Raw genomic sequence first — 16957 nt, 5'->3', positions numbered from 1 at the left:
TTTGTTTATTTATTGGTTAGGTTGTTAGGAAGGTGTGCTGTGGTTGGCACACCTTCCGCATTTAACAGCAGATCTTCTTTGTAGGGATAAATTGACTAAAAAGATGCTATTATAAAATACAATAATGTGTATATTCACGTTTAGAAATTTCCCCTTACAATGTGTAGAGTTAACGTTTACATCTTTTTTTCTTTCGTCATCATTGGTTTTTGCGGATTTTCTCAGCAAAACAATGAGCTTACCCAATTTATGGAACAGGTAGATCAAATGGTTCCTGGTCAAGATAAACTGAGGTTATTAGATTCCCTTTCTAAACAAATCAATGAGTTAAAGTGGAGTGATACTAAGTTTTATAAAGAACACTATTCGAAGTATGCACTACAACATATCGATTTAGCAAAGCAGTTAGATAGCATAGATCTGGCGGCTTTCCGAACCTCTCGACTTACATATCATTACCTTAATATTATTAACAAGCCAGATTCTGCCATGGTGATTGTCAATAATATCATTCCTGATAGTAATAAGATTAAGAAAAGAATTAATCTGGGGCATCTTTATGTCAAGAGGGCAGCGGCTTTTTATCAAATAGATAATCTGGAAAAAGCTATTGTTGACTATGAAAAAGCCGAAAGGACATATCATCAAACCAGAGATACCATTTTTGAGGCAGACGCACTGTACTTTAATGGTCAGGCAACAGAACGACTAGGAAGGCTCTCTGAAGCGATTTTGAAATATCAAAAAGCAAATGAGTTGTATGGGAAAATGAAAGATACAGCCTATGTAGCCTATACTGGATTAGCGATTTCAGGTATTTTTAGTCAATTGTATTTATTAGATAAATCTTTCGAGGAACGCCAAAAAATCAGAGAGTTATTGAACCAACAGCAACAAAAAGATATCGTTGCCTTGTCTGAACTCAAGATCAATGATTCTAGGGATTATGTAAAAAGAAAAGAATATGAAAAACAAGGTGAAGCTTTGCAGGAAGCCTTGGCTCTTATAGCTAATGACGAAAAGCTTGGTGCTAGTAGATTCAGGTTAAGAGGATATTTATCCGAATTTTATTCTAAAAGAGGGCAGTTGGATATTGCTAAGAAATATTTGGATTCCCTCAAGATGTTTCCCGATTTAGTGAACAGCCCCTATGACAAGATGTTTTATCTTCAGGCTGCATCTGAATATGAATTGGCTTCTGGCAGATACCAAAATGCGATTCCTTTTTTAGAAGAAGAATTAGAAATGTTTACCAAATCTAATGATTTACAGAGTCAGGTACATGTTGAAAAGGAGTTACATAAAGCGCATTATGGCAGTAAGAATTTTGCTGAAGCTTCCAAACATCTCGAAAAACATTTACTGCTCAAAGACTCTTTGTACAATATCAGAAGGTCTAATAGCATTATCTACTACCGCACATTATACGAAATTGAAAAGAAAGAGAGTAAGATAGCTGCTCAAAATGCAAATATTAGTATACTCGAAGAAAAAAATAAGGCAAAACGAAATCTGATGATTTTTGGTGGTGTGGGATTAAGCCTTTTATTCTTGTCTATTTACCTCTATCGAAACCGAGTATTTTTACTTCGTAACAAGAAACTGCAACAGTCTTTTTTACAGGAATTATTACAAACCCAAGAACGAGTAAGTAAACGTATTTCGAAAGATTTACACGATAGTGTTGGCCAAAGTTTACTGCTGATCAAAAATAGGGTTACACAAAGCAAGGATGAACAAACGGCCAAAGTAGTGGATAATGTGATTGATGAGGTGAGAAGTATTTCCAGAAGCTTGCATCCATTTAAGTTGGAAGAATTAGGACTTACGGTGACCTTAGAAAGTAGTGTAGAGATGATTGATGAGAATTATGACATTTTTATTTCCGCGGATATCGATAATATTGATCAGGTTTTTGATCCTGAAAAGGAGATTAATATTTATAGATTAGTCCAGGAAAGTTTTAATAATATTCTTAAGCATTCTAATGCCAGGTCGGCAGAAATTAGGGTTAACAATAAAGAAAACGATGTCGAAATAGTTATCAAAGACAATGGAAAAGGTTTTGATGTTTCCCAAGAAAAAACGGCAATCTCCAAAATAGGCCTAAAAACGTTAAGTGAACGATCTAAGTTTTTAAAAGCCAGTTTCAAAATCTTATCGGAAATAGACAACGGGACCACATTGATATTTAAAATACCAAAATATGCTTAGACCTAATATACTTATTGCAGATGATCATCCATTGCTTTTAAGAGGTCTTGAAGAATTCTTAAGAGAGAAAAATTACCAGATCATCGCAACTTGTACCGATGGACTTTCTGCTTACAATACGATTATTAAAGAAAAACCAGATATCGCGATTTTGGATATCGAAATGCCCAATATGACGGGTATTGATATTGCAAAGAATTGCAAGCGACATCAGATCGATACCAAAATAGTGCTCAACACGTTACATAAGGAGAAAAGGATTTTTGAAGAGGCGGTAAAGTATAATATTCATGGATATCTTTTAAAAGAATTTGCACTTTCAGAAATAGAAGCTTGTATTGAGAGTGTATGTAAAGGGGAATCCTATTTCAGTGAAAAAATATACAAACGATTTTCGACTAGCACAGAGCAAGGTACTCATATCGAAAAATTAACGCGTTCAGAAATGAAAATACTCAAATTGATCGCCGACGAAATGACAAGCGGTGAGATTGCAGACTTTTTAAGTATTTCCGTTCGTACTGTAGAAAAACATAGGGCCAATATTATCAAAAAATTGGATTTAGATCAAAAACCTAATGCATTGTTGATCTGGGCTCAAAAAAATAAAGAATCTTTGTTATAGGCGTTTTTTCGTTTTTACGTAGGGCTACGTATGGACTGATATGTATCGGCAATATATCTTTGTATTGATCTTAAAACGCTGAGAATCAAAAATACAGTTTTGTTCAAATCATTACCGAATAAGGAATTTCATTGTGAAACGAATTGGGAAAACAAAATCAGGGTAATGAGTAAAATATTCTAAAAACAGATCTGTTTTAAGAACATTGGGGGAAAAAAGCTACAAACTAAAAGTTTGTAGCTTTTTTGTGTTTTAGGGGGGTGTTACAAGAATAGGGTTGGATCTTAATACTAATAAAGTTATCTTTATAGAATACGCAATCAATTAAATATTAAGGGCATGGAAATTAAAAAAGAAAATCTTCTAAAAAATCTAAAGTCAAACATTGAACTAAAAAAGATAGAAATGCTAAAAGTTTTAGGCGGGAATCAAGCCGGAGAAGGAACCGATAAAACCGATCGCCATAACAGAGCGTAGATGATTTTCCATGAAGACCTTCTTGATGATCTGATGGATCTTAAAAAAAGTATTGATCAGCAAGTTATTGACTTAACGAATAAAAAATTAGGCACGCTTTTAACTTCTTATTCTCCTTGGTTATGTGGATTGGTCCAAAACGAAGGAGATTATTCTTTTCATCCGGTATATAATCATCAACCTAGTAAAGGAGAAATTCTATCTGATCCGGAAATGGTTAAAAATTTGGATAATTTTTTAAGAACAGATGGGGCTTTGGTATGGGATCTTTCAGAAGAAAAAACGGGCATTTCTAATAAAAAAGTGAGCGATATTGGTTTAATGGATCCAATCGCTCCAGAGCTCATAGAGTTCTACAAAACTTCAAAAGCTGAAATAAAAAAAGGACCTCTATTCTCAAAGGGTTTTGATGATATTATAGATGTGGTAGTTCCTGTATCTGCTGCAAATTATAGGTCTTATTCATACAGCACAATTTTGGCAAGAGGCGCGATTTTTATTGAAATACCGTATGCCAGAGAACATGGGCAACTGCTATTTGAAATGAGCTTGGTTCATGAGCTGGGGCATCAAATTTTATTTCTTTTACAATGTACAGATACATTGATTCATGAAAAAGACATGCTTATACCTATTTGGTCGGGAATCAGACAACAATCAAGACCGGCTATAAAAGCAATGCATGGGCTAGTCGCGCTTTCCTTTATGCTCAATTACATAAGATATAAGCTCAAAGATTCGAAAATGCCTTCTGATGAAGTAGAGGTTTTACATACTTACCATAACGATTATCTAAAGAAAGCAAGAGAGACATCGGATGCAATAAAAAGTAATTGTGCTCTCACAGAGTTGGGAGAACAAGTGCATTTAGAACTGTCTCATATAGCATTAAACCAAGAGTTGGTTTAGGTAATGTTTCTAAGGTGTATTCACTTTTTAATGTTGCTTTTGGTGACCCAAAAATGATAAGTTAATAAATAGTAAAATGAATTTAAACTATTTGTTATGCATGCATATAATATAATCATCGTTTACTTTATCAAAATGTCTAGAATATCTATATTGTGCGGCAGATTTTAATGCATTTTAAACTAAGCACAATACACATTAAGTAAAATATATATGTATACTTCTAGAATATCAGGATTGGGATCTTATGTTCCTGAAAATGTGGTTACCAACGACGATCTTTCAAAACTTATGGATACTAATGACGCTTGGATTCAAGAGCGCACAGGGATCAAAGAAAGACGCCATATCAAGAAAGGAGATGGAAATAGTACGTCGATCATGGGTGTTAAAGCCGCAAAAATTGCTCTTGAGCGAGCCAATTTATCCACAGATGATATCGATTTAATCATTTTTGCAACACTAAGTCCGGATATGTATTTCCCAGGTGGGGGAGTACGAGTTCAGGAGATGATGAACATGAAAACAATTCCTGCTTTGGATGTTCGCAACCAATGTAGTGGTTTTGTATATGCGATCTCTGTAGCCGATCAGTTTATAAAAACCGGTATGTACAAAAACGTATTAGTGATCGGTAGTGAAAATCACAGTGGTGGTTTGGACATGACGACCAGAGGTAGAGGAGTATCTGTTATTTTTGGAGATGGTGCTGGAGCTGCTGTAGTGAGTAGAAGTGAAGACCCAAATCGAGGAATTCTATCGACACATTTGCATAGCGAAGGAGCTCATGCTAAGGAATTATCTCTGGAGGGACCAAGCACGGATCACTGGGTACCTGCAATTATCGAAGAAAATCCTCAAGAAAATATACCGTATTACCCATATATGAACGGGCAATTTGTTTTTAAAAATGCCGTAGTTCGTTTTTCGGAGGTAATTAATGAAGGGCTACAAGCCAATGAATTGACTCCTGGAGATATCAACATGTTAATCCCTCATCAGGCCAACCTTAGAATTTCACAGTTTGTACAAAAGAAATTTGGACTGTCTGATGATCAAGTGTATAACAATATCCAAAGATATGGAAATACTACAGCCGCATCCATTCCTATTGCGCTTACAGAAGCTTGGGAAGAAGGTAAGGTAAAAGAAGGAGACCTTGTTGTATTGGCAGCCTTTGGTAGTGGATTTACCTGGGGTAGTGCGATCATAAGATGGTAATACAAAGGATATTACAGTTTATAACAAAAGAAAACGCGAAGTGCTAGAAAGAACTTCGCGTTAATATGAAATAACTCGGTTATTATTTTTTAAAGGCTAATTCAAATAAATTATAACCATGACTGTACTATATTAAACGTTATAAATTGTAAAGTGTTACAAAAAATGCTAAATTTTTACAATTATTTAACTTTAAGGCTTTTGATGAGTAGTTAATAGCTAATTTAACTAAATTACTGATTAATATTCATCTAATTAACATATTTTTTGAAAATAGTTAATTTATAGTATCCCCCCGCCGGATTTTTCGTTATTATCTCTACGTTTTCTTGAGATTTTTCTATTTTTTCCACTACCAAACCTATAAGAAAGTCCTAAATATATAGTTTGTGTTTCTCCTTGAAATCTTCCATTTTGTGGAAAAGGTGTATCTCCAGAGAATCTGAAACGCAGGGTATTAAAAATATCATTAAAGTTAATGCTGGCTGTTCCTTTTCCTCCAAATAAGTTGTATCGTGCTCCTGTATTAATAAAGTAAAATGGTTTCGTTTTGAATTGTACGCCTTCTTGTTCGCCTCTATAGAATCCAAATAGTTGAAAAGTTAGATTTTTGGTGGCTTTGAAATTATTATTAATTCTAAAATTGTAAATAACTGCATCTACCTCTCTCGTGATTCCTTCTACAATACCTCGTTGCGTTTGCCCGTACAAATCAAAACTGGCATTAAAATTCCACCATTTGGTCGGTTTGTAATTGCTAGAGAGTTCAACGCCGTATGCAGAGTTGTTATCAAAGTTATCAAAGGTTAATATCTGTCCCTCTTCAACATCTGGATTTTCGATTAATGTTTGATTGATCTCATCATTAATCAATCGATAAAATACCCCACCTGTGATAGAACCACCCTCAAGCTTACGAGTGTAATTAAACTCTATAGAATTGGTAAACTGAGGATCTAATGCAGGATTACCAATCGAAATTATCCTGGGAGTGCTCCATTCTCTAATAGGATTTACTTGATTCAATCCAGGACGATCGACTCTTCGGCTATAACTAAGCTGATAGGTGTTTTTCTCGCCAGGTTTATAGGTCAAATATGCAGACGGATAAACGGTGAAAATTTCATCTTCAAAAACTTTTTCTCCATTAAATACGGCATCTACCTGATAACTCTCGAATCGGGCACCAAGTTGATACGACCATTTTTCAAAGTTAGTACCGTAGGTAGCATATAGTGAATGGATATCACGGTCATAACTGTAGATAGAATTCGGGAATAGTGTTGATCTGTAGTCATTATCGGTCCTTCGTAAACGTGCTTCATACCCTAGCTCTAATTTGGTTTTTTCGCTTAGTGGATTTACATAATCAAGATTAATGGTGGTATTTGTTCTTTCATTGTCAATAAGATCATTGTAATTAATAAAAGAACCATCACCTCCTACAAAACCAAAATCATCATCGTTGTCACCATCAAAAACATTGTAATCAATTTCAAGTTCTATATTATGACCTTCCTTTTCGAAATCATGTTTGTAATCTAGGTTGTAGGTAGACCCAAGATTTTCACTATCACTTCTCAGATTTTGGGTAAGATCATTCTCGTCCATATCCAAAAATATGATATCAGTAATCCCGGTAGTTAAACCATCAAATAGATTTTGATTGGTGTATAGTGAAATAGTGTTTTTGTCGTTGATGTAATAGTCTACACCTACTTTTACAAGGTGAGATTTATTGTTATCCAAAAATGTAAAATTCGTTAAATAATTCTCATCTTCACGTAATACAAAACCGGCATTTCTGTTTTTGGTAATGTTAGCACCCCAGCTTCCATACACATTTAATTTTCCTGCTCTATAATTCAAATCAATTGAGTTGTTGAATCTGGCATTCTGGTCCCAGTTTACTCCGGTGTTGATATTACCATTAAAACCGATGTTGCTGTTTTTGTGAAGTACAATATTGATAATTCCACTCATTCCCTCCGGATTGTACTTTGCAGAAGGGTTGGTGATTAATTCAATTTTTTTGATAGAAGTAGAGGGAATCTGCCGCAGCAGTTGATTAGGAGTCAAATTGGTAGGTTTACCATCTACCAAAATTCTAACATTTTGATTTCCTCGTAAAGCGATATTTCCGTCCTGGTCAACATTTACAGATGGGATATTATTCATGATTTCTGCAGCTGTACCTCCAGTCGTCGTAAGATCTTTTCCTACGTTAATTACTTTACGATCGATTTTTTGTTCTATGGTTGTTCTCTCAGCCACTACGGTAACATCGTCTAAGGCTTCTGCGGTCTCTTCCAAAGAAATAGTTCCTACATCGATATCTTTATTTTTTCTGGAAATCTCTATAGGTTGAGTATGTGTTGCATACCCTATAAATTGAATTTTTAAAGTGTAATTCCCTTTGGGAACGTCTGCAATTAAAAAATCGCCATTTTCTGTAGTAATACCACCACTAATTACTTTATTTGATCCGTCATTAATGACTACCGAAGCATAGGGGATTGGCTGATTGAGATTCTTATCGATTACCTTACCTTTTATGGTACCTACGATAGCTTCGTTGTTGGGTTGTGCTTTTAAGATTAGACAGTAAAAAGCACAGAAAAACAGTACAATTGTTTTTTGACTAATTGTTTTCATTCTGAACGTTTATTTGATTGATTGATGCTATATGTAGATTTTTATCTCAGGAGAAATAAAAGTCTACTTTATTCTTCTATACGGTGATGAAGCGTATATAAAGACTAGACGAACAGGGTGGTTTTCTGTTACAGCTTATTCCAGTTTTAACAAAAGATTGTATAAAAACAAAAACCGCCTCGAAAAAGGCGGTTTTCTTATAATAACCAAATAGTAACACTAACCATCAACTATGAATAAAATTTGATTATTATCTAAGTAACTAACTAACTAAATCTATGAAAAATCATATCTTTATATATGTAAGACGGACTGCTTTATGTTGTGTTACACTAGTACTCTGTTTTTAACATTATGACTTATTTTTTTAACGTTTATTGTCTAAAACCTAAAAATTTTTAATGACCAAAAAAACACTTGTTTTAGGTGCTTCACTAAAAACAGATCGATATTCAAACTTAGCTATTCATAGATTAGTAGAACATGGACACGAGGTGGTAGCCATCGGTTTAAAAGAGGGAAATGTTTCGGGAGTTGCTATAACCAAAGAACCCATTGTTTTTAAGGATGTAGATACGGTTACTTTATATCTCAATCCCAGACGACAAAGTGTATATTACGATTATATTATAAGTTTGCACCCCAATCGGGTAATATTTAATCCAGGTACTGAGAATCCAGAGTTGTATTCCCAACTACAAGAGGTCGGCATAGAGGTAGAGGTAGCTTGTACTTTGGTTTTATTGTCTACGAATCAATATTAGTCCTAGAAAAGTTAAAAAACCATTTAGAATAAGGATAAAGAACCCAAATTCAAATCCAAACCAGGTGGCGCTATTATCACTTATGATATAGGAAAGAACAGGAGAGAGAATAGCAACGATAGGTACCCATTTATCTTTCACATTAAATTTGGTAAACAAACCAAAAGCGTACAAGCCTAGTAATGGCCCATACGTATATCCAGCAAAAACAAATAGTTTTGCAATGACACTCTCGTCTCTAATGATATATTTGAAAGCAATAATGACTAAAACCAGGATAACCGAAAAAAGCACGTGGATTTTTTTGCGAATTCGTACTTGATCTTTAGAATCGTATTTCTTTTCAATATCTAGAATATCAATACTAAAAGATGTGGTTAACGACGTCAATGCGCTATCAGCACTGCTGTAGGCTGCGGCAATTAAGCCCAAGACAAAAAACAGAGCAATCCCTACACCAAGTCCACTTTGTGTTGCTATAGCCGGAAAAAGTTGGTCTTTATGAGCATCTATTCCATTTTGTGAAGCGTATTGCGTGAGTAATAACCCAAGGCCAAGGAAAATGAAATTCACAAAAGTCAGGACAATGGTAAACCAAAACATATTTTTTTGTGCATCTTTCAAACTTCTACAAGTCAGGTTTTTTTGCATCATATCCTGATCCAAACCGGTCATTACAATGGCAATAAAAGCTCCCGAGAAAAATTGCTTCCAGAAATAGTTGGCACTTTTAAAATCATCAAAAAAGAACATTTTGGAGAGGTCGCTATCCAGCACATATCCTAAGAGATTGGCTCCATTGAGGCCCAGGTCATCCGAAACATAATAAATAGCAACTCCAACTGCAATAAGCATAAATAGGGTTTGTAGAGTATCCGTCCAAACGATCGTTTTGATACCAGATTTAAACGTATACAACCAAATGAGCAGGATGGTAATAATAACAGTCACCCAAAAAGGTATCCCCAGGGCATCAAATAATATAGACTGCAATACATTGGCAACTAGAAATAGTCTAAAACTAGCTCCAACAACTCTGGAGAGCAGAAAGAATGAGGCTCCTGTCTTGTATGAATAGTTCCCAAAACGTTCGTCCAAATAAGTGTATATAGAGGTAAGATTAAGTCGATAATACAAAGGAAGTAGCACGGTACCGATTACCGTGTATCCAAGGATATATCCTAATACCACTTGCATATAACTAAACTGAGAAGCTTCAACCCAACCCGGTACCGAGATAAAGGTGACTCCACTCAATGAAGCTCCGATCATTCCGAAGGCAACTACATACCAGGGGGATTGTCGGTTTGCTTTAAAAAAAGCTTCGTTTCCAGAATTTTTTCCAGTAAAATAAGAGATGAGTAAGAGAACGCCAAAATAGCCCGCTATGAGCAGTAGTATTTGTGTGGGTTGCATAAACTTTGGTTATAATGAAACACCAAAATACAAATTAACTCGAAACTATGGCTTATTTATTTCTTACATCACTTTCTATGATACCATCTCTAAGGCGTATCACCCGATGCGCGTGCTCGGCAACTTCTTCTTCGTGAGTAACAATAATCACCGTATTTCCTGCAGCATGAATTTCATCAAACAAATTCATGATTTCTATTGAGGTTTTAGAATCCAAGTTTCCTGTTGGTTCATCAGCCAATATGATCGAAGGTTTATTGACCAAAGCTCTACCTACAGCTACACGTTGTCGTTGTCCTCCAGAAAGCTGATTGGGTTTGTGATCCATACGATCTGCTAATCCAACATCGGTTAGTACCTCTTCTGCTCGTGTAGTTCTTTCTTTTTTTGAAGCACCAGCATAAATCATAGGTAAGGCAACATTATCAAGAGCTGTAGTTCTTGGCAGTAGATTAAAGGTTTGAAATACGAATCCTATTTCTCGATTTCTAATTTCAGCCAATTCATTGTCGGTCATTGTGCTGGCATCGTTACCATTTAGGATGTAGGTCCCCGCTGTAGGAGTATCCAAACATCCTAAAAGATTCATCAAGGTTGATTTTCCTGATCCAGAAGGGCCCATGATCGCCACATATTCTCCCTTTTTGATGTCCAAATCAATACCTTTTAATACATAAACGGTTTCCTGACCTAATTGAAAATTACGTATTATGCCTCTTATCTCGATAACGTTTTCCATATAATGACCTCTAGAATTTTGTGTAAGATACAATATTCAGCTATTTGACGCACGAACTGAAAAGTTGTTACAACCTAATTGTAAAATGTTCTTTTGCCTGTTCTTTTCTGAAAAAAACAAACCCTAAATAAAAGGTGTCGATCGTTACCTGAACCTGAGGATGTTGTTTTAGAGTATCCCATAACAAAAGGTGCTCTGAGGAATTATGTATACCACGCAGTAATACCAAACTATCATTGTGCGTATACGAGAAAAACTCGATAACTTCGGCCACAGAAAGGATGTCCTTATGTAAATCGATGTAGATAAGATCATAGGTTGGATGGGTATCGATTTTTGAAGTATTATCAAGTTCGTTCTGAGAGGACCATATTTGTGAAATAATCTTTGGAGTACCCTTGGAAAGAAAAATGTTCTGGTAGTTTAAGTAAGTTGGTAGGCGAAATAGTAATTTGAGCGTTTTTAGCTTGAAAGCGCTGTTTTCTTCATCTCGCAGGTTCCATGTTTTAATAGTGTCATAAACTTCAAGCTTTTTCTTATTGTAAAAACACTTTGTTACCAATTGGTATACAAACGGGGAGTGGACCCCATGTTGATTGGTCGACTTAAAAAGAAATTGTAGATACGATTTGATTTTGAAAAACATACTTCCAAATAGAATATAGCTTTGTGGATCGATGGGATTACTGTTCCATTTTTTCTGAAAGTTCGAACCATCTCATTTCATTTTCCTCAATCTCGCTAATGATGGTTTGAAGCTTTTGGGACTGCTTATTGATATCATCACCTTCCAGAGTTCCTTCAGCAAATAAGGCTTCAATTTCCTTCTTTTGTAATTCTAATTTCTTCAAATCTCGTTCGATACGATTAAACTCTTTCTGTTCGTTGTAGGATAACCCAGCTTTTGAATCTTTTTTCCAAGTTTTTTTGGTTTTGGCTTCGGAAGTTTCTGTGGTAGTATTCTGAGGAGTACTACTGCTTTCATATACCCTGTAATCCGTGTAATTTCCTGGGAAATCTTGAATAACTCCGTTTCCTCTAAATACAAAAAGATGATCCACGATTTTATCCATAAAATATCGGTCGTGAGAAACAACTAGTAGGCAACCAGGAAAATCTAATAAGAAATTTTCCAGAACGTTAAGCGTTACAATATCCAGATCGTTGGTAGGTTCATCAAGAATTAAAAAATTAGGATTTTGAATCAAAACGGTACATAAATAGAGTCGTTTTCGCTCTCCACCACTTAGTTTTTCCACAAAATCATATTGTTTTTTTCTGTCGAATAAAAAACGTTCAAGTAGCTGTTGTGCTGAAATTTGTCTACCTTTTTTTAAAGGGATATAATCTCCAAACTCCCGAATCACTTCGATTACTTTTTGACCTTCTTTTATAGTGATTCCCTTTTGGGTGTAGTATCCAAATTTCACCGTGTCACCGATCACAATTTTCCCTTGATCAGGAGCAAGGGACCCGGTGATCAAGTTTAGGAAAGTGGATTTACCGGTACCATTTTTTCCGATAATTCCGATACGTTCTCCTTTTTTGAAAACGTACTCAAATTGATCAAGCAAGGTAAGATTGTCAAATTTCTTTGAAACCTTATGGATTTCCAGGATTTTGCTTCCCAGGCGTTCCATATTGATTTCGAGTTGTATTTGGTGTTCGTTACGGCGTTTATGAGCTCGTTCCTTGATTTCAAAGAAATCATCAATTCTTGATTTAGACTTGGTAGTTCGAGCCTTGGGTTGGCGCCGCATCCATTCTAACTCCTTTTTATAGAGTTGTTTGGCTTTTTCGGTAGCAATTTGCTCATTGGTAATACGGGCTTCTTTGTTGTTGAGGTAGTACGCATAATTACCCTTGTAGCTATACAATTTTCCACCTTCTAATTCTACAATTTCATTACATACGTTTTCCAGAAAATAACGATCGTGTGTCACCATAAAAAGCGTAAAATTTTCTTTGGCAAAGTACTCTTCCAACCACTCAATCATTTCTAAGTCCAGGTGGTTGGTAGGTTCATCGAGATACAATAGTTCCGGTTTGCTCAATAAAATATTAGCCAGGGCGAGTCGTTTTTTTTGCCCACCAGATAGATCACTAACTTTTTTATCGAGGTGCTCTAATTTGAGTTTAAAAAGAATTTGTTTGTATTGTGTTTCAAAATCCCAGGCATTAATGGCGTCCATCTGTTCAAAAGCTTTTTGATAGGCTTCGGCATCATCGGGATTGAGTAAGGCTTTTTCGTAATTACTTATAACTTGTAACGTTTCATTGTCTGACGCAAAAATGGTTTGCTCGATGGTTAAACTGGGATCCAGATTCGGTTCTTGAGGTAAAAAAGCAACTTTAAGGTTTTTTCGATACACTACTTGCCCTTCATCGGGTTGTTCAACTTTGGTGATGATATTGAGTAAAGAGGTTTTTCCTGTTCCGTTTTTTGCAACAAAACCTATTTTTTGCCCTTCATTAATTCCAAAAGAAATGTCTTTGAAAAGTACACGTTCTCCAAAGGCTTTGGCTATATGTTCTACCGATACGTAATTCACAGTCACTTTTTATTAAGGGACAAAGGTACAAAGTTGATCAGGAACAAAATCATTAGTTAGTAAAGAAAAACAGGCTAGATCGTTACCCGATTTTTTTTCTTCTGCGAGTGATTGAAAATAGAAATATAAACACGGCTAGAAAAATACCAGTACGTGCTAGGTAATTTCCGGCTCTTACATAAAAGGTAATCTTATCATTTGTTTTTAAAGTACCACGCAAAGCTCCTTGTTTTTCATATCCTAAAGAAGTGATCATATTGCCAGTTTGATCTATGATTGCAGAAATTCCTGTATTTGCACTACGTGCAATACTTCTTCTGGTTTCTATAGCTCGCAGTCGTGCATAGGATAAATGTTGTCGATGTCCCTGAGTATTTCCCCACCAGGCATCATTGGTAATTATGGATAGGAAATCTGCTCCGTTTCTTACATATCCTGTAGCAAATTCACCATAGATGCTTTCATAACAAATCATGGTTCCCACCCCAATACTATCTTTGGTATAAAACACTTCACGATCATCTTGGGTTGTTTTTTTGGCAACGGTACCTCCCAGGTCTATCATCACATCACCAAGAATAGGTTTTAAGACGCTCTGATATGGGAAATTCTCTACCCCGACTACTAGTTTGCTCTTATGATATAACTCATGGGATTGATCCGGGCGTACAAAGAAAGCAGAGTTGTAATCATCATAGAATATATTTTCTTTATAAATATTGGTTTGAGGTCTGATCCGGGAAGGATCGTTAAAGACATCTACCAAAGACACTCCTGATAGAAAGTGGGCGTTTGGATACAATTTTAGAATATCTACACCTGTTTTTTTGGCGATAGAACTTGGGAAATTAGTTAATCGTTTGCTATCCGCAAAAACGGTTTCCGGAGCTATAATAAAACGAGTGTTTTCGGTTATTTCTGAAGTGGTAAGCGAAGTAAGTAGATCACTGATTCGCTGATCAGAAGTGTTGTATTTTTCAGTGTAAGGATTGATGTTGGGTTGTAGCAATACCACTTCGATTTCTTTCCCTTTTTCTTCATAAGTCTTAAGAATAACAACCGATATGATGATGGGGATAAGAATAATCAAACCATTTTTTAGAGCTGATCGATACAGTATTTGTTTGTCTTTGTGTTCTTGAAAAAGTAATATGGTTTTGAAAACACTCAGATTTACAATCCATACCCAAAGGGTACCTCCAAAGGTGCCAGTATACTCATACCATTGTATCCACGAAGTGAAACCTGCGAATCCATTACCTAGGTTGAGCCAAGGCCAAGAAACCTGCCATTGTAGGTGAAAGTATTCAAATCCCATCCATATGCTGGCTAAAAATACCGCAGAGATCGAAAACTTTGTTCTTTTTGCTACGATATGATATAGTAGAAACACCAAAGACATCAAAAGACTATTTACCAATTCTGCTACCCACATCCCAAATGCTGAAGAGTTGTAAATCCACCATGTGGTTATCATGTTCCATGTAAAAAAGGCAAGGTAGGATAAGCCCAATACCTTTAATGCACTTCGTTTACTATTTCTGATTTGATATTCTGTGACTAGCAGTGGGACAAAGCCGAAAAATAAAAAAAGAGGAAACCCATAAGTTGGCCAACTTATCGCCAAAAGTAATCCAGTAAGAATAGCAAATACAACGTTTTTCATAAAAGAAGAATACACGATAATATATGATAACGAAAATAAACTTATTTCGTTACAAATAAGAAAATAGAATACTTCTTTTTTGTTAAGCTTACTTCATGGGTTCATTCTTGGTGTATAGATAAAATAGTTTGTTATTTTTACACCAAATCCAAAATTCATGCAAATAAAAAAGCACATCCCCAATTGTATTACTTTATTGAACCTTTTTTGTGGTTGTATTGCGGTAGTTTTTGCTGTCAACGGAAAATTAGAGTATGCAGCTTTGTTTGCTGTTTTGGGTATCGGATTCGATTTTTTTGATGGGTTAGCGGCAAGGGTGCTAAATGTACAAAGTGATTTGGGACTACAATTAGATTCTTTGGCAGATATGGTGACTAGTGGCTTGGTTCCTGGAATTGTAATGTATCACTTGTTATCTCAAGTGGTAGGGGCTCCATTTCATGATGTTACGGATTCTTGGGGGTCGAATGAAACTTTTAAAGAGATAGGTATTTCATATCTATCCTTGCTAGGGTTGTTGGTCACCTTGGCTTCTGCTTATCGTTTGGCCAAATTTAATATAGATACGCGTCAAACTACTTCTTTTATTGGGTTACCCACTCCTGCAAATACCTTACTGATTATAAGTTTACCACTTATTCTTAAGTTTCAACAACAACTTTGGATTTCAGAAATCATATTAAATATATGGTTTTTGATAGGGGTTACTATATTAAGCTGTTATTTGCTAAACGCAGAAATTCGTTTGTTTTCGTTGAAGTTTAAGACTTGGGGCTTAAAAGAGAATGTAACCCGATATATTTTTCTGATATTAACGATTATTTTGATAGCGGTACTTCAATTTGTTGCCATTCCTTTGGTGATCTTGATGTATATCCTTTTGTCCTTAGTGTTCAAGGATAAATAACCTTTGCTGAAAAGGAAAACTAATTGTTGAAGTCCAGTTTCTTTTTTCTCAATTCGAAATTTTGACCAAGATATACTTTTCGTACCATTTCGTCTTCTGCCAATTCTTCAGGGATTCCTGCTTTTAGAATACTTCCTTCAAACATCAAATAGGTTCTATCTGTGATCGCCAAAGTTTCCTGTACGTTATGGTCCGTGATCAGGATGCCGATGTTCTTATCCTTTAATTGTGCTACGATACGTTGAATATCTTCAACAGCAACAGGATCTACACCTGCAAAAGGTTCGTCAAGAAGAATAAAATTAGGGTCTGTAGCTAGAGCTCTAGCGATTTCAGTTCTACGTCTTTCCCCACCACTTAGTAAGTCTCCTCGGTTTTTACGTATATGACCTAAACCAAACTCTTCAATAAGAGCTTCCATTTTATCGAGCTGTTCTTTTTTGGAAAGTTTGGTCAGTTGTAAAACACTTAGGATATTATCTTCGATACTCAATTTTCTAAAAACCGAAGCTTCCTGAGCCAGATATCCAATTCCGTTCTGAGCACGTTTATACATAGGGAATTTGGTGATATCGGTATTGTCTAATGTTATTTTTCCTCCATTTGGCTTCACCAAGCCCACAATCATATAGAAAGAGGTGGTTTTACCTGCTCCATTTGGACCAAGTAATCCAACAATTTCACCTTGATTTACTTCAAGAGAAATTCCTTTTACTACTTTTCTTCCTTTATATGATTTTACTAAGTTATCTGCTTTCAGTTTCATAATAGAATGACTTCTTTAGTTTTGGGGTGTTGCTACAAATGGCCTG

14 protein-coding genes are annotated in these 16957 nt (G+C 35.6%); 7 read left to right on the top strand and 7 right to left on the bottom strand.

Going from position 1 to position 16957, the window contains the following annotated elements; all coding sequences use genetic code 11:
- The first annotated feature begins 159 nt into the window (after positions 1–159).
- From BUE24_RS07040 to BUE24_RS07025, 5 genes are all read left to right on the top strand, one after another.
- Positions 160–2214 (top strand): tetratricopeptide repeat-containing sensor histidine kinase, encoded by a 2055-nt coding sequence (locus BUE24_RS07040; protein ID WP_139241924.1) that lies wholly within the window; start codon positions 160–162, stop codon positions 2212–2214.
- Positions 2207–2839 carry a response regulator gene (locus BUE24_RS07035; protein ID WP_073315263.1) on the top strand — a complete coding sequence of 211 codons (633 nt, stop codon included), beginning with the start codon at positions 2207–2209 and terminating at the stop codon, positions 2837–2839. Before BUE24_RS07040 ends, BUE24_RS07035 begins: the two co-directional genes overlap by 8 nt.
- A gap of 339 nt (positions 2840–3178) precedes the next feature.
- A complete protein-coding gene (locus tag BUE24_RS23905) occupies positions 3179–3316 on the top strand; it encodes a hypothetical protein (RefSeq protein WP_170864567.1) in 138 nt (45 codons plus the stop codon).
- Positions 3317–4225 (top strand): aKG-HExxH-type peptide beta-hydroxylase, encoded by a 909-nt coding sequence (locus tag BUE24_RS07030; protein ID WP_073315262.1) that lies wholly within the window; start codon positions 3317–3319, stop codon positions 4223–4225.
- A gap of 213 nt (positions 4226–4438) precedes the next feature.
- Positions 4439–5446, top strand: coding sequence for a 3-oxoacyl-ACP synthase III family protein (locus BUE24_RS07025; protein WP_073315261.1), 1008 nt, complete (start codon positions 4439–4441; stop codon positions 5444–5446).
- A gap of 282 nt (positions 5447–5728) precedes the next feature.
- Here the strand turns inward: BUE24_RS07025 and BUE24_RS07020 are convergent, their stop codons facing one another.
- Positions 5729–8101 carry a TonB-dependent receptor gene (locus tag BUE24_RS07020; protein ID WP_073315260.1) on the bottom strand — a complete coding sequence of 791 codons (2373 nt, stop codon included), beginning with the start codon at positions 8099–8101 and terminating at the stop codon, positions 5729–5731.
- 401 nt (positions 8102–8502) lie between these two features.
- On the opposite strand from BUE24_RS07020, the gene BUE24_RS07015 reads away from it, so the two are divergent.
- Complete coding sequence (locus BUE24_RS07015) at positions 8503–8865, top strand: CoA-binding protein (protein WP_073315259.1); 363 nt, start codon at positions 8503–8505, stop codon at positions 8863–8865.
- Here BUE24_RS07015 and BUE24_RS07010 read toward each other — a convergent pair.
- From BUE24_RS07010 to lnt, 5 genes are all read right to left on the bottom strand, one after another.
- Positions 8842–10281, bottom strand: a complete 1440-nt coding sequence (locus tag BUE24_RS07010; RefSeq protein WP_073315258.1) for a sodium:solute symporter — start codon at positions 10279–10281, stop codon at positions 8842–8844. The genes BUE24_RS07015 and BUE24_RS07010 overlap by 24 nt on opposite strands.
- Positions 10282–10333: 52 nt before the next feature.
- Positions 10334–11020 (bottom strand): ABC transporter ATP-binding protein, encoded by a 687-nt coding sequence (locus tag BUE24_RS07005; RefSeq protein WP_073315257.1) that lies wholly within the window; start codon positions 11018–11020, stop codon positions 10334–10336.
- 67 nt (positions 11021–11087) lie between these two features.
- Positions 11088–11666, bottom strand: coding sequence for a hypothetical protein (locus tag BUE24_RS24420; protein ID WP_073315256.1), 579 nt, complete (start codon positions 11664–11666; stop codon positions 11088–11090).
- Between the two features lie 37 nt (positions 11667–11703).
- Positions 11704–13572 carry an ABC-F family ATP-binding cassette domain-containing protein gene (locus BUE24_RS06995; RefSeq protein ID WP_073315255.1) on the bottom strand — a complete coding sequence of 623 codons (1869 nt, stop codon included), beginning with the start codon at positions 13570–13572 and terminating at the stop codon, positions 11704–11706.
- A gap of 82 nt (positions 13573–13654) precedes the next feature.
- Complete coding sequence (gene lnt / locus BUE24_RS06990; protein ID WP_073315369.1) at positions 13655–15238, bottom strand: apolipoprotein N-acyltransferase; 1584 nt, start codon at positions 15236–15238, stop codon at positions 13655–13657.
- A gap of 157 nt (positions 15239–15395) precedes the next feature.
- Here lnt and BUE24_RS06985 point away from each other — a divergent pair, with 157 nt between their 5' ends.
- Positions 15396–16145, top strand: coding sequence for a CDP-alcohol phosphatidyltransferase family protein (locus tag BUE24_RS06985; protein WP_073315254.1), 750 nt, complete (start codon positions 15396–15398; stop codon positions 16143–16145).
- Positions 16146–16164: 19 nt separating this feature from the next.
- On the opposite strand, the gene lptB is transcribed toward BUE24_RS06985, so the two are convergent.
- Entirely contained in the window at positions 16165–16911 is a 747-nt protein-coding gene (gene lptB, locus BUE24_RS06980) for an LPS export ABC transporter ATP-binding protein (protein ID WP_073315253.1), read from the bottom strand.
- Between the last annotated feature and the right edge of the window lie 46 nt (positions 16912–16957).

Origin of the sequence: Aquimarina spongiae (genome assembly GCF_900141785.1) — a bacterium.
In the GTDB taxonomy this organism is placed as follows: Bacteria; Bacteroidota; Bacteroidia; order Flavobacteriales; family Flavobacteriaceae; genus Aquimarina; species Aquimarina spongiae.
This window is presented reverse-complemented; position numbering and strand designations above follow the sequence as displayed.